The sequence below is a fragment of the Massilia consociata genome (assembly GCF_042432755.1).
GTDB classification, from domain to species: domain Bacteria; phylum Pseudomonadota; class Gammaproteobacteria; order Burkholderiales; family Burkholderiaceae_D; genus Telluria; species Telluria consociata.
Genome location: NZ_JBHLWP010000016.1, coordinates 187,705 through 210,972 on the forward strand (window position 1 = coordinate 187,705; position 23,268 = coordinate 210,972).

The following is a 23,268-nucleotide window of genomic DNA, read 5'->3' on the forward strand; positions in this document are numbered from 1 at the left end:
CGGGCGGGAGAACCCGCCCGCCCTACGAAACCGACACGACCCGGTTGCGTCCGGTGGCCTTGGCTCGATACAGCGCCGTATCCGCCTGCGCCACCAGTTCCTGCGCCACGCCCTCGATCGCATGGTCGCGCTCGAAATCGTCGAGCGTTGCCACCCCGATCGATACCGTCACCGACACCGGCTCCCCGCTGCTCAGGTCCACCGGCTGCGCCTCGACGCTGGCGCGGATGCGCTGCGCCACCATGCTGGCGCTGTCCAGGTCCGCATCGATCAGGAGCACCACGAACTCCTCGCCTCCGACGCGCGCCAGCGCATCCGAAATGCGCAGTTCGGCCTTGATCCGCTGCGCCACCTCGCGCAGCACGTCGTCGCCGGCCTGGTGTCCGGCCGTATCGTTCACCTGCTTGAAGTGGTCGATGTCGATGTACATGACCGAAATGCGATACTCCTGGCGGCGCGCCCGCGCGATCTCTTCCACCAGGCGGCGGTCGATGTAGCGGCGGTTGTAGACGCCGGTGAGCGAATCGGTCAGGCCGATGTACTTGAGCATCTCGTTGCTGATGACGTTTTCGAGACAGATCGCAATGATCGACCCCATGTGCTCGATGAAATCGGTGCCCAGTGCCGGCGTGAAGCGGCTCGGGTCCGTGCTGCCCAGGTTCAGGCTGCCGATCAGGCGGTTATTGCGCAGCAGCGGCACCAGGGCCACGCTCTGCAGGCCGGCAGGCGGATGCGGGAACATTCCCTGGTGGCGCGACGGCGCGTACGGCCCCAAAATGGGACGCGGGGGATGCCCTTCGACGTGCGGGAAGCCCAGCTCGCTCGCGTGTTCGCAGAACATCAGGTTGGGCAGCAGCTCGTAGTCGACGCCCAGCTTGTCCATCACGGTATAGATGTCGGCATCCGGATCGACCAGCGACAGCGTCACGATATCGAGCTCGGAAATGACCGGCAGCGTCGTGTAGATCGTCGTCACCAGTTCCTGGAACGAGCCCGAGCCCACGATCTTGAGGTCGAAGGCCTGGTGGCGCGTCATGATCGAGTGATTGCGTTCGGCCTGCTCGAGCAGGTACGCCATGCGGGAACGCAGGGTTTCGTTCTCCAACATCAGTTCTCGCGTCAGCGCGTCCGGCTCGTGCATTGAAAATTCCTTTCAGCAATAACCGTAACATTACGCCAATTGTCGGGCCTTGAAAACGAAAACCGCCCGCACACAGCCGAAAAGCGGGCGATTTCGCGACACTGCGACTGTCGGGAATTAACGTTCTGTCAAAACGCGATGCCGACGTCCAGTTGCTGGCCGACCCGCAGCACCTGCCCGGCACCAAGCGTGACGATGCAATTCATACCCATGCACACCGCCCCTTCCATGCGCGGGTTGGCGCGGTAGGCCTGCAGGATGTCGAGCGGGTCCGGGCCCGGGACACCGGTGGCCTGGTCGATCGCCGGGATCGGGCAGCGGGCGCAGGGTTTCACGGGGCACAGCGCCAGGCCGCCGGCCTCGAAGGATGCCACGTAATCTTCCTCGAAGGCGTCGAGGCCGTCGACGACCAGGTTCGGGCGGAAGCGGTTCATCGGCAGCGGCGCGCGGCCGGCCTGTTTCAATTTTGCGTTGAGGTCGTCCAGGGAAGCCTGGCCGATGACGAGGATCGGGTAGCCGTCGGCGAAGCGGGTTTCGGCGGGGATGCCGCCGGTCCATTTGGTGCTGGTGGGACGATGCACGCTTGGCGGGAAGCGTACCAGGCGGCAGGCGCCGCCTATCGCACCGGCGAACCAGCCGGCGGCGGCGTCGCCGCAGTCGGCAGCCTCCACGCTGTGGTCCCAGATCTGGACCGTCATGCCGGGTGCGGCGGGGTCGTGCGCCAGCGGCAGGCGCAGCGGCGGCATGCCGGGGGCCGTCACCTCGACGGCATCGCCATCGATGCGCGGGGTGACGAGCGCCATGCGTGGATACTCGCGCTGGGTCAGGAACTGGCCCTCGCGGGTGACCAGCATCCATTCGCGGTCATGCACGCCTTCGGCCTGCAAGCCGCTGATGCCGAACTGCGCTTCTGGCACGGAGATGCCGGCGCAGGACTTGATGGGGTAAATGACGAGTTCGGCGATTGTGGTGATCGTGGCCATGCTGTCGGACGGAGCGTGTGAAGGGCGACAGTATGGCAGGGAATGCGTGGCTTGGCATCGGTAGCAGTGGCACAAGCCTGTACCGGCGGCTCCCATTTTTGGCACCTATCCTTGCACGTCGTTCCCGCGCAGGCGGGAACCCAATTCTGTGGCTCAGCCGTAGCATCAACACAGCCGCCCAGTTGTCGCGCTCAACGGGCAGCCGCTTTCGCCTTCTCCTCGCGCTCGCGCTGCAGCCGCGCATCAAGGCTGCGCGCAGCCCCGGCTGCCAGCTTGCGGCAGCCTTCCGGATCGATGAACGGATTGGACTGCGCCGTCTTGGCCGCCGCCTTGGCAAAAGCGTCGCTGAAGCCCGGATGGGCGGCGATCACGATGTCGCACTTCAGGTTCGCCACCTTGGCGATGGTCTCGCGGAAGCTCGCCGAGCGGTCCGGATACCCTGCCCCGCCGGTATAGTAAAAGCCGTCGGTGGAGACCGCGGTCAGGCTGTCGGCATAGACCACATCGAGGCATTTACCGCCCTCGCAGGACTGCCAGGTCCAGGTGGTGCCGCCGGGCGTGTGGCCCGGCGTGTGGTGTACGGTGAAGCGCAGCGGGCCGACCGTCACCGTCTCGCCGTCCGCCACTTCCTTCACCTGCGCGACTTTCGGGATGTAGAAGCGGTCCTTCGGGTCGTACTGCGGGTCGTCCGTGCCCGGCGTGCCGTCGCGCAGCACCTGGGCGCCGTGCGGGCTGTGCGCAACCACCGCGCCGCTGGCCTTCTGCAGCGCGGCGATGCCGCCAGCGTGGTCGAAGTGCGCATGCGAGTTCAGGATCAGTTTGATGTCCTTCATCCTGAAGCCGAGCGCCTCGATGTTCTTCCGGATCAGCGGCGCCGACTGTGGCAGCGCGCCGTCGAGGAGGACGTGGCCCTGCGGGCCGGTGACCAGCAGCGCGGACAAGCCGGCGGTGCCGACATAATAGGTGTTGCCGTAGATGTTAAAGGGGGCTGCGGGCTTGTTCCATTCCTCGCAGGAGGTGCAGGTGAGCGCGTCATGCGCGAACGCTGGAAAGGCGGCGGACAGCAGCGCCGCGGTGGCCATGGTCTTGAAGATGTATGCTCGCACGCGAGTCTCCGGCAAAGGTACCCATGCGGGTACTGTTGTTGTAGGAGCAGGAATCATACCGGCTTGCCGTCGGCCTTTCGGAAAAATGAACGACCCGATCGGCAAGTACCGTCCCGGTGGCCTGCAGGGAGCACATCCTGCGTCGTGTTGGCTTCGGCGTCGGTCGGCCTGTAAAGAAAAATGGCCTCGCATCTGCGAGGCCATTCACACGGGGAGTACCGGGTTGACTTAGACGTTGAACAGGAAGTTCAGCACATCCCCATCCTTGACGATGTATTCCTTGCCTTCCGCGCGCATCTTGCCCGCTTCCTTGGCGCCCGCTTCGCCCTTGTAGGCGATGTAGTCGTCGAAGGAGATCGTCTGGGCGCGGATGAAGCCGCGCTCGAAGTCGGTGTGGATCACGCCGGCCGCCTGCGGGGCGGTGGCGCCGATCGGCACGGTCCAGGCGCGCACTTCCTTCACGCCGGCGGTGAAGTAGGTCTGCAGGCCCAGCAGCTTGAAGCCGGCGCGGATCAGGCGGTCCAGGCCCGGCTCGTCCATGCCCATGTCGGCCAGGAATTCCTTCTTGTCGGCGTCGTCCATCTCGGCGATTTCCGATTCGATGGCGGCGCAGATGGCGACGATCGGCGCGTTCTGCTCGGCAGCAAACGCGGTCAGCTGGTCCAGCAGCGGGTTATTGGTAAAACCGGTGTCCGACACGTTGGCCACGTACATGGCCGGCTTGGCGGTGATCAGGCTCAGCTGCTTGATCAGGGCCATCTCATCGGCGTCCAGGCCCAGGGTACGGACCGGCAGGCCTTCGTTCAGGTGCGGCAGGATCTTTTCCAGCAGCGCCACCAGCTTGGCGGCGTCCTTGTCGCCCGAACGCGCCTTCTTCTGCTCGCGGTGGATCGCCTTCTCGACGGTGGAGAGGTCGGCCAGCGCCAGCTCGGTCTGGATCACGACGATGTCGTCCAGCGGGCTGACCTTGCCGGCCACGTGGATGACGTTCTCGTCTTCGAAGCAGCGCACCACGTTGACGATGGCGTCGGTTTCACGGATGTGCGACAGGAACTGGTTGCCCAGGCCCTCGCCCTTCGATGCGCCAGCCACCAGGCCCGCGATGTCGACGAATTCCACGATGGCTTTCACGACGCGCTCCGGCTTGACGATCTCGGCCAGCTGGTCGATGCGCGGGTCCGGCACCTCGACCACGCCAACGTTCGGTTCGATCGTGCAGAACGGGTAGTTTTCGGCCGGGATACCGGCCTTGGTCAGGGCGTTGAACAGGGTGGACTTGCCGACGTTCGGCAGGCCGACGATGCCGCATTTGAGGCTCATGGGAACTCTTTCTAATCTGTGGACGCGGAGCGGAAAGGAAGCCCGGCTCCAAAACCCCACATTGTACCCCCGGACGCCCCAGGTTGCCGAAAAAAACGGCGTGCGCCAGCCGAGCTCCTGTCTCGGATCCCGCATATTCCGGTCGCGGCGATTCGTGTTCCCAAGGCCATTCTTGCTGATAAAATTGGCAATCCTCGGTCCCCCGATAACCATGGCCCCAAGTGCATTGCAGCGCATCGCCGACTACATGATGCCGGCCTTCCCGCCGTGCCCGTCCGACCTCGGCTTCCTGTTCGGCACCCGGCACGGTGTTCCCCAGTTCTGCGAGACGGCCTATGCCCTCTGGCAGGACAGGATGTTCGGGCGCCTGTTGGTATCCGGCGGGCAGACCGGCGGCCAGGCCAAGGCCGAGGCGGACGTGATCGGCGACCGGCTGGTGCAGCTCGGTTTTCCGGCGTCGGCGCTGATCCTCGAACGGGCCGCGACGAATACCGGAGAAAATGTCCGGTTCGGCCGCGCCCGGGTGGGTGAGGTCATGGACCTCGCTGCGATCAGGAGCGTCGTCGTCATCGGCAAGGTGTGTTCGACGCGCCGTTACCTGATGACCCTGCAGCGGCACTGGCCCGGCTTGCGCATGACGGTCGCGCCGGTCAACTATTTCGGCGTGGCCGCCGAACGCTGGCACGAGCACGACGCATTCCGGGCGCGGGTGCTGGGCGAATTCGGCAAGATTCCCGGCTACCTGGCGCAGGATTTCCTGCACGAGATCGACGGCTGCGCGCCCTATCCGCAAATCGTCGCGCCAGAGATGCTGGCATGAAGCGCATGCGCCAGGCTGCACCAGCCGCCGGCGCAACCTGGCAGTACCGGCGGCCTGGGCACGAATCACCAACAAGTGAAGAAGGCCCGCAGATGCGGGCACGCTGAACATGTGGGCATTCGTCGACGCAAGCGATTGGCCATTGCAACAGCAGCAATCGCCTCGCCGCTGCTCAGCTACCCCAGGCGAGGTATTCGATGCCATCCATCGTCGCGCCCACCAGCTTGGCCACATTTTCGTCGCTGTTTGCCATCCCGATCAGGACATCCGCGCGATCGACAGTGCCTTTCCCAAGGAGGGTGACCCAGTAGTCGATGCCTGCGGCATCCGGTGCCCGGTCGAGAACGTTTTCATACAGCTTCGTGACGAATGCGGCATTGCTCAGGTTCGCGCCATACTTGCCGATGAATTCGGCAGAAGTGATGAACTCCTGCGCGACATGATGCAGCGGCAATCCATTGTCCAGGTGATGGATCCAGAAACCGAGCCCTGCGTCGTCGGAGGCACGGTTGAAAGCAGCCTCGTACAGACGGAACGCCTGGCCTGCAACGCCACTCACGTCGATCGCCACCATCTTGTCGTCGAACTTCAGGCGCTCGACGTTGAACAGGGTGTCGCGGCCATGGCGTCCGGCAGTATCGAACACGGTCGCCCCAGCCGGATAAACAACGATCGTGTGGTCGCCAGCATTGCCGTTTATCGACATGATGTCGGTACCCGTCGAGCCATGAACGACATCGTTGCCACTACTTCCGACGAACGCGCCGGCGTTGGCGAGTACGATCGTTTTTCCGTCATTGTTGGCGAGCCCGGCCATGATTGAATAATAGCCGGGCACCTCTTTATAGAACGGATTACTGATCTTGACCGTATAGCTTCCGCCATTTTCCAGGTCGACGTTCAGTAGGTCGCTTCCACGCTCGGCCTTCGCGAGAAGTACCTTTCCTTTGCTGTCAGCGATTTCGATCGTCATCTGGCCTCCCTCCTTGCCGGGGCCATACGGATGTCCGAAATTCAGGGAAAGCTTGCCGCCCGAACTTGCGTCGAATTTGTAGTAATCGATATCGTTGGCCCCTGCCCTGCCGATGGCAGTCCTGCCAAGGGGCAGTAACTGCGCCTCGGACGGAGCGTCGTTTGCAGGACTGTCGTAGACCACTCCTTTGTAGGTATCGAAAACGGGCGCCAAAGTGTACAGCCCCTTGTTGGGCTGTTCACTGAACACCTGGCTCACCGTGACGAGGTATCTGCCCGCCATAGGAACGGTTGTTTCGAACACGTGGTCGCCCCGCATCGTGCCGGTGAGAATGACCTTGGATTGCATGTCTGTGACATGCAGCCTGACCATGTTACCTTCCGCCCCCTGGCCGTTGGCGTGTGCGAATTGAAACCTGAGCCTGCCACCGGCGTCTGGCTCGACGTAAAACGTATCGGTATCCCTATACTCGAGTCGACCACGCACGACATGGTCCACGGGCAGGTGAAGCGCGGTCGACAGGCTGTTGTTGGCGCCGCCATCGTAGATGGTGTTGAGATCGTTCTTGAGGGTCGATGTGAAACTGTATGCTCCCGGCGCCTTCGAGGAAAAATCCGCATCGCGAGCGCTCAGGTAGTACGTGCCCCCTGCAGGCACGGTTGCATACAGTTTGGCATTCCCGCGCGCAGTCAGACTTGCAATCTCGTTGTTCTCGCTGTCATACAGCCTGAGCGCGATTGGGTGGCCGTTACCGACGATACCGTCGGGGTGTTGGAAGTCCAGCGTTACCTCACCCCCGGTACCGAACGTAATAGGATGAACCCTGACTTCCTTGTCACCCAAGCTCCCGCTCTGGGTTTCCTGTTGTACCTTACTTGCCATGTTGTGCCTTTCGGTGTGTTAGCGCCAGATTGAGATGACGAACTGTCATCTCGACCGAAAGATACCGATGGCCTTTCCTTGTCGTATTGAGCACACATCGGGCTGCAGCGATGGTTTGAGCGTAACAAAGGAGTGGTCCACCTCAGCGCGGAACTGCCTCAACCTCGAGCAAGGGGAAGCACGATTTGGTCTTGCTAGCAAGATAGAGATTGCCAGATTAGTACTTACTGATAAGATCGTCTCTTCAATTTCTCGTGCAACATGCCAAGCCATGCTTTCCAGCGAACGCCCATCACCACGCACTCTCATGCGCAAGCGCTGGCTGCCGGGGTATGTGCTGGCGGTGGCGATCGTTTATCTGCTCTCGGCTGCAGCATGGGCATGGGCGAGCTTCGACGATGCCATTGCCTCATTCAAACCCTTGGAAACCATCCAGTTGTCGAAGCGCCAAACGGCAATCCTGCTGCGGGTCGAGGATCCTGCCTTCTACGAGCATGCGGGTGTGAGCATCGGCGCCGGGCACGGTGTGGCAACCATCTCCTCGGCTCTCGCGCGTGACGTGTTCCTCCTGCATGGCGAGGTCGACGGCTTGCGTGGCGCCCTGCAAGGCTTCTACCGTGGGGTGTTTAACTGCTGCAAGCGGATCGACCTGGGACGCGACGTCATGGCGCTGGTGCTCGACGCCCGCATGTCGAAGCAGGCCCAGCTTGCGCTGTATGGCGCGAGCGTCTACATGGGCACGCATCGGGGCCGGCAAATAGCGGGCCTCGACGAAGCCGCACGCAGTTATCTCGGCAAGCCGCTCGCCACCGTCACCGAGCAGGAATTCATCCGGCTCGTCGCCATGATCAAGGCGCCCAACCACTATCACCCGTCGCGCAACCCGGCAGCGCTGGATGAGCGTGCGGCGCGCATCGCCGCCCTGCTGGCGGGCCGGTGCGCACCCGACGGCTGGTTCGACAGCGAATTCGCGGGCTGCGCCGGGCAGCGCCGCGGAGCCGAAGCAATCTAGAGCGGGCGGATGCGCGACAGGTCGGGCCTGGCCACGAACTCGGCCAGCTCGTCGCGCAGGCGCTGCCCTTCACGCATGGCGCGGGTCCAGTTGCGGATGCGCTCGTCATGGTCGAGGCCGTAGAACTTGAAATCGGCCCGGTCCGGCAGCTTGCCGCGCGGCAGGGTGCGCAGGAATTCGCTGGAGGGCGCGACGAGCAGCACGTTGTCGAGCCAGTGGCGGTTGGCGCGCGCCGCGCGGCGCCACGGAAAACCCTTGTCGAGCCAGCCCGGCACGATGTGCTGGGTGAAGTGCGGGTACAGCACCAGGTCGGCCTTCCCCTCCCCCGCCGCCTGCGCCGCCTTCGCATACGGCAGGGCCAGGTGGTAGTCGATGATGCCGCCGTCCCAGTAGCTGCCAGGCGGCACGTCGGCGATTCCGGTGACCGGCTTCATCAACAGCGGCAGCGTGCCCGAGGCGAGCAGGCCGCTGGCGAGGTTGTCGCGCGTGAGCGACGAAAAGTGGGTAGTAAAGGCATCGAAACGCTCGCGCAGCCACGGCGCCTGGGCGCGACTGTCGCCGATCACGACGCGCTCGAGCAGGCGGCCGAGCCAGTCGCGCGAGCAGGCGTTGTGCAGTGCCGCCGCCGCGAAGCCGCGCAGTTCGGCGCGCGGGTGGCCGGGCGCCGCCAGCCCGCCCTTGCCGCGCACGGCCAGCAGGTGCAGCCGGTGGTGCGGGTGGCTGACGATGTCGTCCTCGTGGCCGCGCACGAACTCGCCCAGCAGCCCCTGCACCACCTCGTCGATCTGCTGCTGCGTCGGCTTCTTGCTGGTGTAGCGCTGCCCCGCATACAGCTCGCCCAGGCGCGCGAAGGCTTTCGCCGGGTCGCGCTGGCAGGCGGCCGCCATGCGCCAGGCGCCGATCGAGGAGCCGATCAGGATGCGCTCGCGCGGGGCGGACGGGAACCATTCGCCGAACATCCATTGGTCGAGGGCCTGGAAGATCAGCCCCTTGGGGCCGCCGGCCGCGGCCGGCACGATGCCGATGTCCTGCGCGCGCAGGCCCTGCGCGCCGATCTGGGCCAGGGCCAGCGGCCCGGCGTGGAATGTGAGTGCCTTCATGGGGCAAAATTATCGCAGGAAGAGCGTGCTTGTGCTGGCGCAAGGGTGGTACGGAGGTGCTGCGTAACATGGTTTGATCGCCTTCGCGGAGCCCACCATGCCATATCGGTTTTCCCTGATGCTGTTGTTCGTTTTTATGCTGGCCGCCGGCCACGCCGGCGCCGGCCCGGCAGCCGGCGACAGCGGCACCGACCATTCGGTCGTGGTGGAACGTTATCTCCAGCACTTCACGGTCGAGGCCGACGGCTCGCACCGGCTCAGTGTCGAACAGGTCAAGCGCATCGTCAGCGCCGATGCCGTGCAAACCCAGGCCCAGCAATACATCAGCTTCAACGGCTCGCTCGACGAGGTCGTGTCCGTGGAGGCCTGGACTGCCAAGGCAGACGGCCGGCGCCTCCCGGTCCGGCCGCAGCAAATCCGCGACCAGCAGGAAGCCGCGTCCGTGGATGCGCCCATGTTCCAGGACACGCGGCTGAAGGTCGTCATCTTCCCCGACGTGGCGGTGGGCGACACGCTGGGCCTGCGCTATACGGTGCGGCGCCACACGCCGCTGTTCCCGGGCCACTTCGAAGACCTCACGTTCGCGCGCCCCATCCGCTACCGCGATTTCCAGCTCATCTACGACATGCCCGCGTCGATGCCCTTGCAGGCAGATGCCGTCGGCTTCGAACCGATACCGTCGGAGAGTCCGCCCGGGCGCCGGCGCCATGCCTGGCGCCACGTCGACGGTGCCAACGAACGCATCGAGCACGGCTCGGTGAGCGCCCTCGACCACGGACGGCGGCTGGCCGTCTCGACCTTCCCCGACTATCCCGCCTTTGCCCGCGCCTACCATGCGCGCGCGGCGGCCACCGCCGTGCCGGACGCGGCCATCGCCGCACTGGCGGCCGGCATCACGCAAGGCATCACCGACCAGCGCGGGCGCGTCATCGCGCTGCACGACTGGGTCCGGCGCAACATCCGCTATGTGGCGGTCTATCTCGGCCCGGGTGGCGTGGTGCCCCACCCCGCTTCCGCCGTGCTGGCGAACCGCTATGGCGACTGCAAGGACCACGCCACGCTGCTGCAGGCCCTGCTGAAAGCCGGCGGCATCGACAGCAGCGTCGCGCTGGTGAACAACGACGACGCCTACCGCCTGCCCGCAGTGCCGACATTGGGCGTGCTGAACCACACCATCGTGCATGTGCCGTCCTTGCAGCTCTACCTCGACCCGACCGCCGGATCGGTCGCCGGGGGGTTCCTGCCGCCTGCGCTGCTCGGCAAACCGGCGCTGCTCGCCGATAGCGGCCAGTTCGCGATGACGCCGGCATCCCAGCCGGCGCGCAGCCGCACGCTGACGCAGTTCGACATCGCCCGCGACGGCAGCAGCCGCTTCAAGGTGTCGCGCACGAGCGGCGGCGCGATCGCCGAACCGTACCGCCACGCGCTACGGGGCACGCCCCAGGCCGAACGCGAGCGCTTCGTGCGGCGCATGCTGGCGGGGCTCGGCCAGACCGGCGACGGCCTGCTGGACGCGGGCGACACCGACACGGCGGAGCATGATTACACGCTGGGGTTCACGGGGGCGACTGAAGGCTTCGTCCAGTTGCCGGGGCCGGTCGCGCTGGCGACCACCTACAATTTCTGGGGCGGCTTGGGCGAGGCGGTGGCCGATCTCGGGCGCGAGCCGGAGCGGCGCCAGGAATTCGTCTGCCCGGCCGTCGACGCCGAGGACGAACTGCGCTACCGGCTACCGCCACGCACCCGCGTGCTGGCGCTGCCCAAGCCCGTGGTCGTGGACGACGGGCGTTTCTACTACCGCTCGCAGTACGCGCGCAGCGGCGATGCAGTCGTGGTCAAGCGCCGCCTGCAGTTCCGGCACACGGCGGCAACGTGCACGCCGGAGGACTACCGCCATATGCGGCCCGCGCTCGAGCGCATGATGCGCGACCTGCGCGGGCAGGTCATCGTGCAGGGACCCGAGCCCCGGGGTTGAATTCAAGCCGTGTGCAGCTGCATCATCGCCACGTCCATCTTGCCTTCGCAGCACAGCGGGATGATGCGCAGGGCCTTGTCGATCGATTCCTCGATCAGGGTCTGCTCTTCGCGGCGCGGACGGTGCAGCACGAAGTCGGCCACGGCCTGCTGCAGGTTCAGGCTGCGCGGATGGCCGATGCCCAGGCGCAGGCGCCAGTATTCCTGGGTGCCGAGCGCGGCGGTGATGTCCTTCAGGCCGTTGTGCCCGCCCGACGATCCGCCCTTCTTGAGCTTGGCCACGCCGGGCAGCATGTCGAGCTCGTCATGCACGACCAGCACTTCGTCCGGGTTGATCTTGTAGAAGCGCGCCAGCGCCCCGACCGACTGACCCGAGCGGTTCATGTAGGCCAGCGGTTCCAGCAGCCAGACCTCGTTGCCCGCGATCCGGGTCTTCGCGACCATGGCATTGAAGCGCGACTCGCGCTGCAGGCGGCAGCCGGGCAGCGAATTGGCCAGGTTGTCGACCAGCCAGAAGCCGGCATTGTGGCGGGTTTGTTCGTATTCCGGGCCGGGGTTGCCGAGGCCGACGATCAGGCGGATGGGCATACGCTGTCTACTTTGATTCTAGGAAAAACAGGATTATCGCTGAAAAACCCGGCGGCATGCCGTTTGTAGGGTGGGCGGCTCCACTGGTGAAGCTGATCAGCCGCATTGGGAATGCCGCCTGCGCGTTCAGACCACGGTGCCGCTGCCCGTGCGTCTGTTCCTCTGCTGGTTGAACGCATGGGCGGCGCTGGCGTACAGGCCGATCCCATTGCCAAGTAGAGCCGCCCACCTACGGCAGCGTCAAAAGTCCTTCAATTGTTCCTTTTCCGCCTTCTGGCGTTCCTTGATCTCACGCTCGCGCGCATCGATCACGGCCTGGTCGTAGAACGACACGTCGCCGGCCTTGCGCGCCAGCTCGAGCTGCGCCACCGCCGCCGGCAAGGCACCGGCCATCACGTACGATTCCGCCAGCGCCATGTGCTGCAGCGCGATCTTGCCCTGCCTCGCATACGCCTTGGCCAGCATGTCGTGCAGCTTCGGCTCTTCGCGGTACAGCTGCGTCTGGTCGCGCAGGTAGCGGGTGGCTTCGTCGTAGCGCCCGGCTGCGATCAGCGCTTCGCCGTACTGCCGCGCGAGCGCGCGCGACAGCGGATAGCGCTGGCGCGCCGCGTCCGCATCCTGCACCGCCTGCTGCACGACGGGCTGCGGCTGGCCCGGCGCCAGCTTGATCTCGAGTGCCAGGCCGGCGAACATCGTCGCGCCGTCGCCGGCATTCGACTCCGCCGAGAGCACGCCCTCCTTCGGCTTGACGGTGGCGCGCGCCTTGTCGAGCCAGGATTGCGCTTCCGCCAGGTTGCCCTGGCGCAGCGCCAGGAAGGCCAGCCCGTATTGCGCGCCGGCCTGCTGGTGGCGGTGCTGTTCCTTCAGCTGCGCCTCAAATGCGGTCCTGGCGTCGCGGCGGCCGTTGACGCTTTCGTCCTGCAGGACGCGGGCGCGGGCGCGGACCAGCTGGAAGTCGAGGTTGTCCACGCGCGGCTTCTTCGGCAGTTCGCGGATGCGCGCCTGCATGTCCGTGATGCGCTCCGCCGTCAGCGGGTGGCTGCTCAGGTGGGCCATGTGGGCAGGTATGTCGTACAGCTTAGAGGCGCTCTGGAGGCGCTTGAAGAAACCGACCATGCCGGTGGTGTCGTAGCCGCCGGCGCTCATGATCTGGAAGCCGACCCGGTCCGCTTCGCGCTCGGCCTCGCGGCTGAAGTTCAGCTGGCGTTGCACGGCCAGGCCCTGCCCGCCCATCAGCACGCCCATCGCGGCGTCGGAGCTGCTCTTGGCGGCCAGCGCCGCCAGGATCATGGCCGCCAGCGGCAGCAGCACGTCCTGCTTCTGCTGCCCCAGCATGCGGGCGATGTGGCGCTGCGACACGTGGCCGATCTCGTGCGACATCACGCCGGCCAGTTCGGACTCGGTCTGCGCCGCGACGATCAGCCCGGTGTGTGCGCCGATGAAGCCGCCCGGCAGCGCAAACGCGTTCAGGTTGGTGTCGCGCATGGCGAAGAACGAGAAATCGGCATTCGTTTCGCCGCGCGCACCGGGCACGGACGACACCAGCGCATTGCCGAGGTTGTTCAAGTACTCGGTGATCGGGGCGTCGTCGAGGTAGGCGGCATCGCGCCGGACGTCGCGCATGATGACCTCGCCCAGGCGGCGCTCGACAACGGGCGACAGGACCTGCCGCGCCGTGTCGCCCAGGGTCGGCAGGCGGTTGCCGTCGATTTTTTTCAACGGATCGGCGGGCGCGGCAATGGCGCACGCGGCCGCCGTGCATAGGGCCAGGGCGGTCAACGCAGGGCGCCAGCGGCGCGCCGATACTGGTCGGGAAGCGGATTTCACAATGCTATGATAACCCCATCCGCAGCCGTGTTGCTGCCGGGTGAACGCTTTGTTTCCCCGCTTAATCCTTACTTAATAATTCTTTGGAATGACCTCGCCCTCCTCCCCAGCCGACCAGCTGACCCATTTCGATGCCACCGGCCAGGCCCACATGGTCGACGTCGGCGCCAAGCAGGACACCCACCGCATCGCCGTCGCCGCCGGCACCATCCGCATGAAACCCGAAACGCTGGCACTGATCCAGTCCGGTACTGCCAAGAAGGGCGACGTGATCGGGATCGCCCGCATCGCCGCGATCATGGCCTCCAAGCGCACCAGCGACCTGGTGCCACTGTGCCATCCGCTGCCGATCACGCGGGTGGCGGTCGATTTCGAGGTCGACGAGGCAGCCAGCAGCGTCCATTGCCGGGCCCAGGTCGAGACGATCGGCAAGACCGGGGTCGAAATGGAAGCGCTCACTTCGGTGCAGGTCGGCCTGCTGACGATCTACGACATGTGCAAGGCGGCGGATCGCGGCATGGTCATGACCAACGTGCGCGTGCTGGAAAAGCACGGGGGCAAGAGCGGGGACTGGGCGGCAGAAATCTGAACGCCCAGTCTGGTATATGGGGCCGCCTACCGGATTTGTCCGCGCGGCCCTTGCCTAGTTCAATAAAAGCTTTCCGTGCCACTTTTCCAGGTTCACGCCTTTCGTCAGCAGCCAAAGGCACATCGCACTTTCGCCGACCAGCGCCGGAAGCAGAATCAGCGGAAACAACACGCCCTGCAATGGCGGATACACGAACTTGGCAAAGCTGTTAATGAGATAGCACGCGCCGACGATTTGCATCGCCACGCCCAATACTGCCGGGAAGTAACCGGATTTCCTGATTAAGTATCCTACCAGCAGGCATTGCACGCCGAAGAACACCAGGGCGATGCCGAAGGTATTGGCGTGGGCGACGACCGCCAGATAGGTCAGTGCATGCAGTTGCCCGGCGCTGGCGACCTTTGCCAGTGCGGGGCTGGTGATCGGGTCGAGTGCAGCCTGCAGATGCAGTACGCAGAGACTTTCGACAGCCAGTGAAACCAGTCCGAAACAGACGACTGCCAGGGCGAGGTGTCGATGCACCGGCCGCAGCAACACATACCAGATGGCCGTCAAGGCGACTGCGCACACGAGCAGGACGAGCTGCCCGCCGATGCCCAGGCGCCACAGGAATGCCGAGTCGAGAATGCGCTGGGCAGTGGCGCCAGGGTCTCCCCAAACGATCAGGCTGCTCCGGATCACGGCTTCCCCGACGAGGCCCATCACGATAATGACCAGGTAAAGGAATCCTGCGCTCCGGGCATACACCTGTATGGCGCGCGGTTCGTCTTGGATGGGAAGTCCTTGCGCCATACTCTACCCTCGCATTGGAAAGTCGCAGTGCGGCTGAGCATACGGCAGTGATTGCAGAGCGTCAATACTCTCGAGCCCGCAACGGCGGATCGATGGACGCGTCTGGTGCCGCCCACTCATGAGGTCGTGGGCTTGGCGTTCACGCCGGGCACTGCTCGCAGATCGTCCGGGTTCTCCCCGTGCTATACGGCATTGACATGTCACATGTTAAATTGCTGCCCTACGCGGGCGGCTTCCTGCCGTGCGCGGACATGACAACAAGGACGGAGAATGAAATTTCGCTTAGTAACAATGGTGACGATGGTCGCGGCCGCCCTGGGCAGCACCACCGCGATGGCCGCGCCGCGCGGCTTTACCGTGGAAGACCTGGTGAACATGGAACGGGTGGGCAGCCCGGCCGTGTCGCCTGACGCGAGCCGCGTCGTTTATACCGTGCGCAGCACGGACATGAGCAAGAACCGCGGGCATACCGAACTCTGGATGGTCGACCTGCGCGCCGCCAAAGCGGCGCCGCAGCGCCTCACCAGCCACAGCTCGAGCAGCACCGAGCCGGAATGGTCGCCGAAGGGCGACGCCGTGTACTTCCTGTCGACCCGCTCGGGCTCGTCGCAGGTCTGGCGCCAGCCTGCCGCGGGTGGCGAGCCGGTGCAGGTCACGAACCTGCCGGTCGACGTCGAGAGCTTCCGCGTGTCCCCGGGGGGCGACCGTATCGCCATGAGCCTCTCCGTGTTCCGTGACTGCGCCGACCTGGCCTGCACCAAGGGGCGCGCCGAAGCGAAAGAGAAGGACAAGGCGACCGGCAAGCTGTACGACCGCCTGTTCGCACGCCACTGGGACACCTGGCGCGACCACCGCAACAACGTGCTGTTCTCGGCCCCGCTCGACGCCGCCGGCAAGGTCAGCGCCGCGCCGGTCAGCCTGTCCGGCCCGCTCGACGGCGACGTGCCGTCGAAACCCTTCGGCGACCGCGAGGAATACCGCTTCAGCCCGGACGGCAAGAACGTCGTGTTCGCGCTGCGCGTGGCCGGCAAGACCGAAGCGTGGTCGACCAACTTCGACCTGTACACGGTGCCGGCCGCCGGCGGCGCCGCGCCGCGCAACCTGACGGCCGACAACCAGGCATGGGACACCAAGGGCGTGTACTCGCCGGACGGCCGCACCCTCGCCTACCTGGCGATGGCGCGCCCCGGCTTCGAGGCCGACCGCTTCCAGGTGATGCTGATGGACGTGGCCACCGGCCACAAGCGCAAGCTGGCGGCCGACTGGGATCGCTCGGCGGGCAGCCTGCAGTGGCGCGCCGACGGCAAGGCGCTGATCGTCGATGCGGAAGACATCGGCCAGCACCGCCTGTTCTCGATCGATGTCGCCAGCGGCAAGGTGACGCCCCTGACCGACAAGGGCGCGGTCGGCGCCTTCGACGTGCGCGGCGATACCATCGCCTACACCCAGGCCAACCTCAGCTCGGGCGCGCAGCTGTTCTCGATGAAGCTGGGCAAGGGTTCGGCTGCGCCTGTCCAGCTCACCAACGTCAACGCCGAGCGCCTGGCCGACGTGCGCTTCGGCCAGTCCGAGCAGTTCAGCTTCCAGGGCGCGAACGGCGAGACCGTCTACGGCCACGTGATGAAACCGTGGAATGCCGAGCCGGGCAAGAAGTACCCGATCGCCTTCATCGTGCACGGCGGCCCGCAAGGCAGCTTCGGCAACAGCTGGAGCTACCGCTGGAATCCGCAGGTGTACGCGGGCGCCGGCTACGCCGCCGTGTTCATCGATTTCCACGGCTCGACCGGCTATGGCCAGAAGTTCACGGATTCGATCAGCGGCGACTGGGGCGGCAAGCCGCTCGAGGACCTGCAGAAGGGCCTGGACGCAGCCGTGAAGAAATACCCATGGCTCGACCGCGAGCGCAGCTGCGCACTCGGCGCCTCCTATGGCGGCTACATGATGAACTGGATCGCGGGGAACTGGAACGACGGCTTCCGCTGCCTGGTCAACCATGCCGGCGTGTTCGACACCCGCGGCATGGCCTACTCGACCGAGGAACAATGGTTCACCGACTGGGAAAGCGGCGGCCCCTATTTCGCCGTGCCGCAGAACCACGAGCGCTTCAATCCGGTACACCACGTGAACAAGTGGAAGACGCCGATGCTGGTGATCCAGGGCGACTTGGACTTCCGCATCCCGACCGCACAGGCTTTGTCGACCTTCACGGCGCTGCAGCGCAAGGGGGTCGACAGCAAGCTGCTGGTGTTCCCGGATGAGAACCACTGGATCCTGAAGCCGGCGAATTCGCTGCAGTGGCATCACACGGTGATTGGGTGGTTGGATCAGTATCTCAAGCAGAAGCAGTAAAGAAAAAACCCCGCCGAGGCGGGGTTTTTTACGATTTGGCTTACTTAGAATTAGCCGCCGTTATTAGTTGCTGCAACACAAGCGCTACCCTGCAGATCTTCCGCAACAGTCGATTCGCAGCTCCACATGCCGGTCTCCACCGAACGGTTCAGCGTGATAGTGCTGCCCGAGACCGATGCCGGACCACCGACGATCGTGCACTGCAGGGACGACTCATCAACTACGAACGCGCAATTTGCGGTCTGCGATGCCGACAGGCCGACGTCTGCCGGACCGTTAATTTCTGCACCTTCATTCAGTTTGACTTCCAGGCCAGTCTTACCAGCCGACACTTCACCCAGCGCAGCAGCGAACTTCGACTTGGCGACATAGTTCTGGTAAGCCGGGATTGCGACAGCTGCCAGGATACCGATGATCGCCACGACGATCATCAGTTCGATCAGGGTGAAACCGCCTTCGGCTTTTTTGGTTTGCATTTGCTTGATGTTCATGTCTATCTCTCCAGGGTGGTGTTTCAGGTAATTTGGGATACTGCTTGTTGCCACGCTTTCTTATATGCAATCGGTGTGCCAGCCCCAAAAATGCTGATTTTATTGGTTCGGAGATAACGAAACGGCGTGCTGACGCAAGTTTTGGCTTGAGGAGTGACAAAAATTGTCAGTCTTGCCTGCCAATTTTTGTCAGGCAAACAGTTTCCGTGACGCAATTTGTCAGGTTTTGATTGGATACTAGGACCACTTAGGCCATACGCGGAGCAACGCGCGATGCGATCACACTGGTCCGAGGAATTGGATCCCGGCCTGCGCCGGAGTCATGGGCGCCAGTGGCGCGCATGACGGTCTCAAGGGCGCGGAAAGAAACATCGGTGCGTAGGTGCCGGTACTCGAAGTCGGCACACTCTTCACATTCTTATTAGCTGGGCACAAAAAAACGGGGAGCTCGCGCTCCCCGTTTTCGTCGACCTAAAAGAAGATCGCCGGATTACAGCATGGCCTTCAGCAGGCGCGCCATTTCCGACGGGTTCTTGGTGACGGTAATACCGCAAGCTTCCATGATTTCCAGCTTGGCTTGCGCGGTGTCGGCGCCGCCCGAGATCAGCGCGCCGGCGTGGCCCATGCGCTTGCCCGGAGGCGCGGTGACGCCAGCGATGAAGCCGACGACCGGCTTCTTCATGTTGTCCTTGATCCAGTGAGCAGCGTTCGCCTCGTCCGGGCCGCCGATCTCGCCGATCATGATGACAGCGTCGGTGTCCGGATCGTCGTTGAACATGCGCATCACGTCGATGTGCTTCAGACCATTGATCGGGTCGCCACCGATGCCGACTGCCGACGACTGGCCCAGGCCCAGTGCGGTCAGCTGGCCGACTGCTTCATAGGTCAGGGTGCCCGAACGCGACACGACGCCGATACGGCCCTTCTTGTGGATGTGACCCGGCATGATGCCGATCTTGATCTCGTCCGGGGTGATCAGGCCCGGGCAGTTCGGACCCAGCAGCAGGGTCTTCGAACCGGCCTTGGCCATGCGATCCTTGACTTCCATCATGTCACGGACCGGGATGCCTTCGGTGATGCAGATTGCCAAGTCGAGCTCGGCTTCGACGGCTTCCCAGATCGCGGCGGCGGCGCCTGCCGGCGGAACGTAGATCACCGAGACGGTGGCGCCGGTTTCGGCCTTGGCTTCCTTGACCGAAGCGTAGATTGGAATGCCTTCGAAATCTTCGCCGGCCTTCTTCGGGTTTACGCCGGCCACGAAGGCTTCACGGCCGTTCGCGTAGTCGCGGCACATGCGGGTGTGGAATTGACCGGTCTTGCCGGTAATACCTTGGGTGATGACTTTGGTATCTTTGTTGATCAGAATCGACATTTTTATTTCCTTCGCGAATTAGGCTTGGCCAGCGGCAGCGGCAACGACCTGCTTCGCTGCGTCTTCCATGGTGTCTGCGGAGATGATCGGCAGGCCCGAATCGGCCAGCATCTTCTTGCCCAGGTCTTCGTTGGTGCCCTTCATGCGGACGACCAGCGGCACCTGCAACGACACAGCCTTCGATGCGGTGATCACGCCTTCGGCGATCACGTCGCAGCGCATGATGCCACCGAAGATGTTGACCAGGATGGCCTTCAGGCCCGGGTTCTTCAGCATGATCTTGAATGCTTCGGTGACCTTTTCTGCGGTTGCACCGCCGCCCACGTCCAGGAAGTTGGCCGGCTCGCCGCCGAACAGCTTGATGGTGTCCATGGTGGCCATGGCCAGGCCGGCGCCGTTCACCAGGCAGCCGATGTTGCCGTCGAGCGAGATGTACGCCAGGTCGAACTTCGATGCTTCGACTTCAGCCGGATCTTCTTCGTCCAGGTCGCGGTAGGCGACGATTTCCGGGTGACGGAACAGGGCGTTCGAGTCGAAGTTGAACTTCGCGTCCAGGGCGATGACCTTGCCCGAACCGGTCAGGATCAGCGGGTTGATTTCGGCCAGCGAGGCGTCGGTTTCCCAGTATGCCTTGTACAGGCCTTGCAGGTTGGTGCGGGCGTCGACGACCGACTCTTCCGGCACGCCGATCTTGCGGGCGACGTCGTCGGCCTGCTCATCGGTCAGGCCGACCGACGGTTCGATCACGACGTTGTGGATCTTTTCCGGGTTGGTGTGCGCGACTTCTTCGATGTCCATGCCGCCTTCCGACGAGGCCATCAGCACGACCTTCTGGGTTACGCGGTCGGTCACCAGGGAAACGTACAGTTCCTTCTTGATGTCGGCGCCTTCTTCGATCAGCAGGCGGCGGACTTTCTGGCCTTCCGGGCCGGTCTGGTGGGTCACCAGCTGCATGCCCATGATCTGGTCGGCGTATTCCTTGACCTGTTCCAGCGACTTGGCAACCTTCACGCCGCCGCCCTTGCCGCGGCCGCCTGCGTGGATCTGCGCCTTGACGACCCACACCGGGCCGCCCAGCTCTTCAGCGGCCTTGACCGCTTCGTCCACCGACATGCACGGAATGCCGCGCGGAACGGTCACTCCGAACTTTCGGAGGATCTCTTTGCCCTGATACTCATGGATTTTCATGCTGGCTTCCCTTCTTCTATATTAAATACTGATTTGGAAATACGGTTGAACTACAAAATTGACAAAACATCGCATCCTAACCCGACACGGCTTTGATCGACCAGCGGGGGTAGTAGGTGGCCACGGCCGGTCCGTCGCTGCGCAGAGCATGGCAACGGTCGAGCTCGAAGGGCCGTTCGGCCGCGCTTTTGCTAGGATTTGCGTCGGCGGCGCCGCGATCGTCGAAGACGTCGTCGGCGAAGGCCTGCAGCGCTGCGGTAGGCAGCACCTGGGCCAATTCGGTCAGGTGGGTGCAGCCGAGCACGCCGGAGAGGCGGTCTTTCAGGTGCAGCCGGAAGTGGTTCATCAGCGACAGGCCGACCAGCTTTTTGTAGGCAGGGCCAATCGTCTCACAAAAACCGGGATACGGAACGGCATCGGAAGCGGCTTCAGCGTCCACGATGGTCAGGTTGCGATCGATGGTGACGCGCAGTTTGAGGTCGTGCACAGGCATGCCGCCCGGACGGGTGCCGGAGGCGAGCGGGATGTCACGGGTTTTGACGTCGCGGATACTGGCGTCCAGATCCCACAGGCCATCGTCGCGCGCGTACGCTTCGACGGTAATGGCGCGCGTATGCCGGAGCGAGCGCGATACGGGAGGAGACAGGGGCATAAAAACCAATGCCGCTTGCGCGGCGGTTAGTGGTGCAGCCAGTGTGCTTCATGCACGTTGCCGTAGCTTCTACGACAACAACCGCTCATGCGGCGCTGCTTAAACCGTGAAAGTTTAGCACAGCGCGTTGGCGGTTGCACTGCAACAGAGGGGATTTTGCCGTTTGGAAACGACAACGCCAGGCTTTCTTGCTGGCTGGCCAATGTTGCAAGTGGTTGGACCGCCTGTGGACGTCCGTTAACGGACAGCGCCAGCGCGCAGCGCCATCACCCGTTGAGGAATATGCCAAAGGCATATCGGGGATGACGCTCCGCGCTGGCGCCGGAGCAACGCTTCCGTTATGAAAGCGCGATGTGGTGGGCGGGGGTGATACGGCAAGCTTGCGGCCACGCCTGTCATATCGTCAGGACATGCCTGATGCCAGGCTCGTCCGTCATTGCAGCAGGCCTGGGGCCAGGACTGCTACAGCTCGTCGTCGTCGGGAGCGCCCTGCATTGCGGTCCGTGCAGCGCGTTGGGAGAATCCACGCTGCAGCAGGAAGCGCATCTGCTTGGCCCGCTCGGCCGCATCGGCGGCGACGGTACCGAACTTGCGGCGCCAGACTTCGATGGCGCGCGCCGTTTCGCTGTCGGCGAGCGAAGCTTTGATCTCGGCCAGCGCTTCACCGTTCAGGCCGTGGCTTTGCAGCTCGGCCATCACGCGACTGTTACCGAAACGTCCCGCCTTCCGGTGAATCAGGGATTCGGCAAAACGTTCCTGCGACAGCCAGTTGTTTTTCTCAAGGAAATCCAGGAGGGCTTCCACGTCATCGCCCTCCTCGGCATAACGGGCCAGCTTGCGCCCCAGCTCGAGCCGGCTGTGCTCGCGCAGCGACAGGTAGCGCAGCGCGCGCGCTTTCAGGCTCAGCTGGGGTGCAGGCATAGGCAGCTACAAGTTCAGCGATTACTCGCCGACTGCCTTCAGCTTGTCCTTGCCGCTGTCTTCAACAGCAGCGAGGACTGGCGGCAGCTCGCGCACGCCCAGCGCAGCACGGACCTTGTTCTCGATCTCGCGTGCCAGTGCCGGACGCTCTTTCAGGAACATGCGGGCGTTGTCCTTGCCCTGGCCAATGCGTTCGCCGTTATAGCTGTACCACGAACCCGACTTCTCGACGATCTTGTTGTCGGCGCCCAGGTCCAGGATTTCGCCTTCGCGCGAGGTGCCTTCTCCGTACAGGATGTCGAAGTGGGCTTCCTTGAACGGCGGCGCGATCTTGTTCTTGACGACCTTGACCTTGGTTTCGTTACCAATCACTTCGTCACCCGACTTGATCGAACCGGTACGGCGGATATCCATACGCACGGAGGCGTAGAACTTCAGCGCGTTACCGCCGGTCGTGGTTTCCGGGCTGCCGAACATCACGCCGATCTTCATGCGGATCTGGTTGATGAAGATGACCAGGGTGTTGGTGCGGTTGATCGAGGCGGTGAGCTTGCGCAGCGCCTGCGACATCAGTCGCGCCTGCAGGCCCGGGAGCGAGTCGCCCATGTCGCCTTCGATCTCGGCGCGCGGGGTCAGTGCCGCCACCGAGTCGATGACCACGAGGTCGACCGAGCCCGAACGCACCAGTGCGTCGGTGATTTCGAGGGCCTGTTCACCAGTGTCCGGCTGCGAGATCAGCAGTTCGTCCAGCTTGATGCCCAGCTTTTGCGCGTAGCCCACGTCGAGCGCGTGCTCGGCGTCGATGAAGGCGCAGGTGCCGCCCAGTTTTTGCATCTGGGCGATGGTCTGCAGCGTCAGGGTGGTTTTACCCGACGACTCCGGACCGTAGATTTCAACGATACGGCCGCGCGGCAGGCCACCGACGCCGAGCGCGATGTCCAGGCCCAGCGAGCCGGTGGAAACAGTCTGCACTTCCTCGACCGGCATGTTGGAATCCATGCGCATGACCGAGCCCTTGCCGAACTGCTTTTCAATCTGCGCCAGGGCGGCTGCCAGCGCTTTGCCTTTTTCCGAGGCGTTTACTGCGAGTTTTTTGTCGTCCATGGTGTACTTTCAGCTGTGGAGTAGGCAAGGTAGGGGCGCTACCACGCAAATCAAGGTCACTACTGTATAAAAATCCAGTGGTTT

At 64.0% G+C, this 23,268-nt stretch carries 20 protein-coding genes; 5 read left to right on the top strand and 15 right to left on the bottom strand.

The annotated features are described in order from the left end of the window. Positions 1–22 precede the first annotated feature (22 nt). From ACFFJK_RS18010 to ychF, 4 genes are all read right to left on the bottom strand, one after another. A complete protein-coding gene (locus ACFFJK_RS18010; RefSeq protein ID WP_379680957.1) occupies positions 23–1,141 on the bottom strand; it encodes a GGDEF domain-containing protein in 1,119 nt (372 codons plus the stop codon). Positions 1,142–1,269: 128 nt separating this feature from the next. Beyond that, positions 1,270–2,115, bottom strand: a complete 846-nt coding sequence (locus ACFFJK_RS18015; RefSeq protein ID WP_379681057.1) for an MOSC domain-containing protein — start codon at positions 2,113–2,115, stop codon at positions 1,270–1,272. A 200-nt stretch (positions 2,116–2,315) separates the two neighbouring features. Then, complete coding sequence (gene bla, locus ACFFJK_RS18020) at positions 2,316–3,230, bottom strand: subclass B3 metallo-beta-lactamase (protein WP_379680958.1); 915 nt, start codon at positions 3,228–3,230, stop codon at positions 2,316–2,318. Between the two features lie 228 nt (positions 3,231–3,458). Continuing rightward, complete coding sequence (gene ychF / locus ACFFJK_RS18025) at positions 3,459–4,550, bottom strand: redox-regulated ATPase YchF (RefSeq protein ID WP_379680960.1); 1,092 nt, start codon at positions 4,548–4,550, stop codon at positions 3,459–3,461. A 211-nt stretch (positions 4,551–4,761) separates the two neighbouring features. Between ychF and ACFFJK_RS18030 the strand changes: the two genes are divergently transcribed. Beyond that, positions 4,762–5,370, top strand: a complete 609-nt coding sequence (locus tag ACFFJK_RS18030; RefSeq protein WP_379680961.1) for a YdcF family protein — start codon at positions 4,762–4,764, stop codon at positions 5,368–5,370. Positions 5,371–5,542: 172 nt separating this feature from the next. Here ACFFJK_RS18030 and ACFFJK_RS18035 read toward each other — a convergent pair whose 3' ends face one another. Further along, a complete protein-coding gene (locus ACFFJK_RS18035; protein WP_379680962.1) occupies positions 5,543–7,225 on the bottom strand; it encodes a DUF4214 domain-containing protein in 1,683 nt (560 codons plus the stop codon). Between the two features lie 307 nt (positions 7,226–7,532). Between ACFFJK_RS18035 and ACFFJK_RS18040 the strand changes: the two genes are divergently transcribed. Beyond that, on the top strand, positions 7,533–8,237 hold the full coding sequence (locus ACFFJK_RS18040) for a transglycosylase domain-containing protein (RefSeq protein ID WP_379680964.1): 705 nt from the start codon (positions 7,533–7,535) through the stop codon (positions 8,235–8,237). Here the strand turns inward: ACFFJK_RS18040 and ACFFJK_RS18045 are convergent. Continuing rightward, entirely contained in the window at positions 8,234–9,337 is a 1,104-nt protein-coding gene (locus ACFFJK_RS18045; protein WP_379680965.1) for a patatin-like phospholipase family protein, read from the bottom strand. The two genes, ACFFJK_RS18040 and ACFFJK_RS18045, sit on opposite strands and share 4 nt — an antisense overlap. Positions 9,338–9,434: 97 nt before the next feature. On the opposite strand from ACFFJK_RS18045, the gene ACFFJK_RS18050 reads away from it, so the two are divergent. Next, positions 9,435–11,312 carry a transglutaminase family protein gene (locus ACFFJK_RS18050; RefSeq protein ID WP_379680966.1) on the top strand — a complete coding sequence of 626 codons (1,878 nt, stop codon included), beginning with the start codon at positions 9,435–9,437 and terminating at the stop codon, positions 11,310–11,312. A gap of 2 nt (positions 11,313–11,314) precedes the next feature. On the opposite strand, the gene pth is transcribed toward ACFFJK_RS18050, so the two are convergent. Further along, positions 11,315–11,899 carry an aminoacyl-tRNA hydrolase gene (pth, locus tag ACFFJK_RS18055; protein ID WP_379680967.1) on the bottom strand — a complete coding sequence of 195 codons (585 nt, stop codon included), beginning with the start codon at positions 11,897–11,899 and terminating at the stop codon, positions 11,315–11,317. A gap of 240 nt (positions 11,900–12,139) precedes the next feature. After that, positions 12,140–13,678: a M48 family metalloprotease gene (locus ACFFJK_RS18060; protein ID WP_379681058.1), complete on the bottom strand. Its 1,539-nt coding sequence runs from the start codon at positions 13,676–13,678 to the stop codon at positions 12,140–12,142. A 136-nt stretch (positions 13,679–13,814) separates the two neighbouring features. Between ACFFJK_RS18060 and moaC the strand changes: the two genes are divergently transcribed. Next, the gene (moaC, locus tag ACFFJK_RS18065; RefSeq protein WP_379680968.1) at positions 13,815–14,315 is read left to right on the top strand and encodes a cyclic pyranopterin monophosphate synthase MoaC; all 501 of its coding nucleotides are present in this window, start codon (positions 13,815–13,817) and stop codon (positions 14,313–14,315) included. A 54-nt stretch (positions 14,316–14,369) separates the two neighbouring features. On the opposite strand, the gene ACFFJK_RS18070 is transcribed toward moaC, so the two are convergent. Then, positions 14,370–15,107 carry a DUF4386 domain-containing protein gene (locus ACFFJK_RS18070; protein WP_379680969.1) on the bottom strand — a complete coding sequence of 246 codons (738 nt, stop codon included), beginning with the start codon at positions 15,105–15,107 and terminating at the stop codon, positions 14,370–14,372. A gap of 270 nt (positions 15,108–15,377) precedes the next feature. Here ACFFJK_RS18070 and ACFFJK_RS18075 point away from each other — a divergent pair, with 270 nt between their 5' ends. Further along, positions 15,378–17,456, top strand: coding sequence for a S9 family peptidase (locus ACFFJK_RS18075; RefSeq protein WP_379680971.1), 2,079 nt, complete (start codon positions 15,378–15,380; stop codon positions 17,454–17,456). Between the two features lie 50 nt (positions 17,457–17,506). Here ACFFJK_RS18075 and ACFFJK_RS18080 read toward each other — a convergent pair whose 3' ends face one another. The 6 genes from ACFFJK_RS18080 to recA form a co-directional block, all read right to left on the bottom strand. Beyond that, positions 17,507–17,947, bottom strand: a complete 441-nt coding sequence (locus ACFFJK_RS18080; RefSeq protein ID WP_379680972.1) for a pilin — start codon at positions 17,945–17,947, stop codon at positions 17,507–17,509. A gap of 490 nt (positions 17,948–18,437) precedes the next feature. Beyond that, positions 18,438–19,319 carry a succinate--CoA ligase subunit alpha gene (sucD, locus tag ACFFJK_RS18085; protein ID WP_379680973.1) on the bottom strand — a complete coding sequence of 294 codons (882 nt, stop codon included), beginning with the start codon at positions 19,317–19,319 and terminating at the stop codon, positions 18,438–18,440. An 18-nt stretch (positions 19,320–19,337) separates the two neighbouring features. After that, complete coding sequence (gene sucC, locus ACFFJK_RS18090; RefSeq protein WP_379680974.1) at positions 19,338–20,507, bottom strand: ADP-forming succinate--CoA ligase subunit beta; 1,170 nt, start codon at positions 20,505–20,507, stop codon at positions 19,338–19,340. A gap of 76 nt (positions 20,508–20,583) precedes the next feature. Beyond that, positions 20,584–21,159, bottom strand: coding sequence for a DUF2889 domain-containing protein (locus tag ACFFJK_RS18095; RefSeq protein ID WP_379680975.1), 576 nt, complete (start codon positions 21,157–21,159; stop codon positions 20,584–20,586). Between the two features lie 462 nt (positions 21,160–21,621). Continuing rightward, positions 21,622–22,080 (bottom strand): recombination regulator RecX, encoded by a 459-nt coding sequence (recX, locus tag ACFFJK_RS18100; RefSeq protein ID WP_379680976.1) that lies wholly within the window; start codon positions 22,078–22,080, stop codon positions 21,622–21,624. A 21-nt stretch (positions 22,081–22,101) separates the two neighbouring features. Continuing rightward, a complete protein-coding gene (recA, locus tag ACFFJK_RS18105) occupies positions 22,102–23,184 on the bottom strand; it encodes a recombinase RecA (protein WP_379680977.1) in 1,083 nt (360 codons plus the stop codon). Between the last annotated feature and the right edge of the window lie 84 nt (positions 23,185–23,268).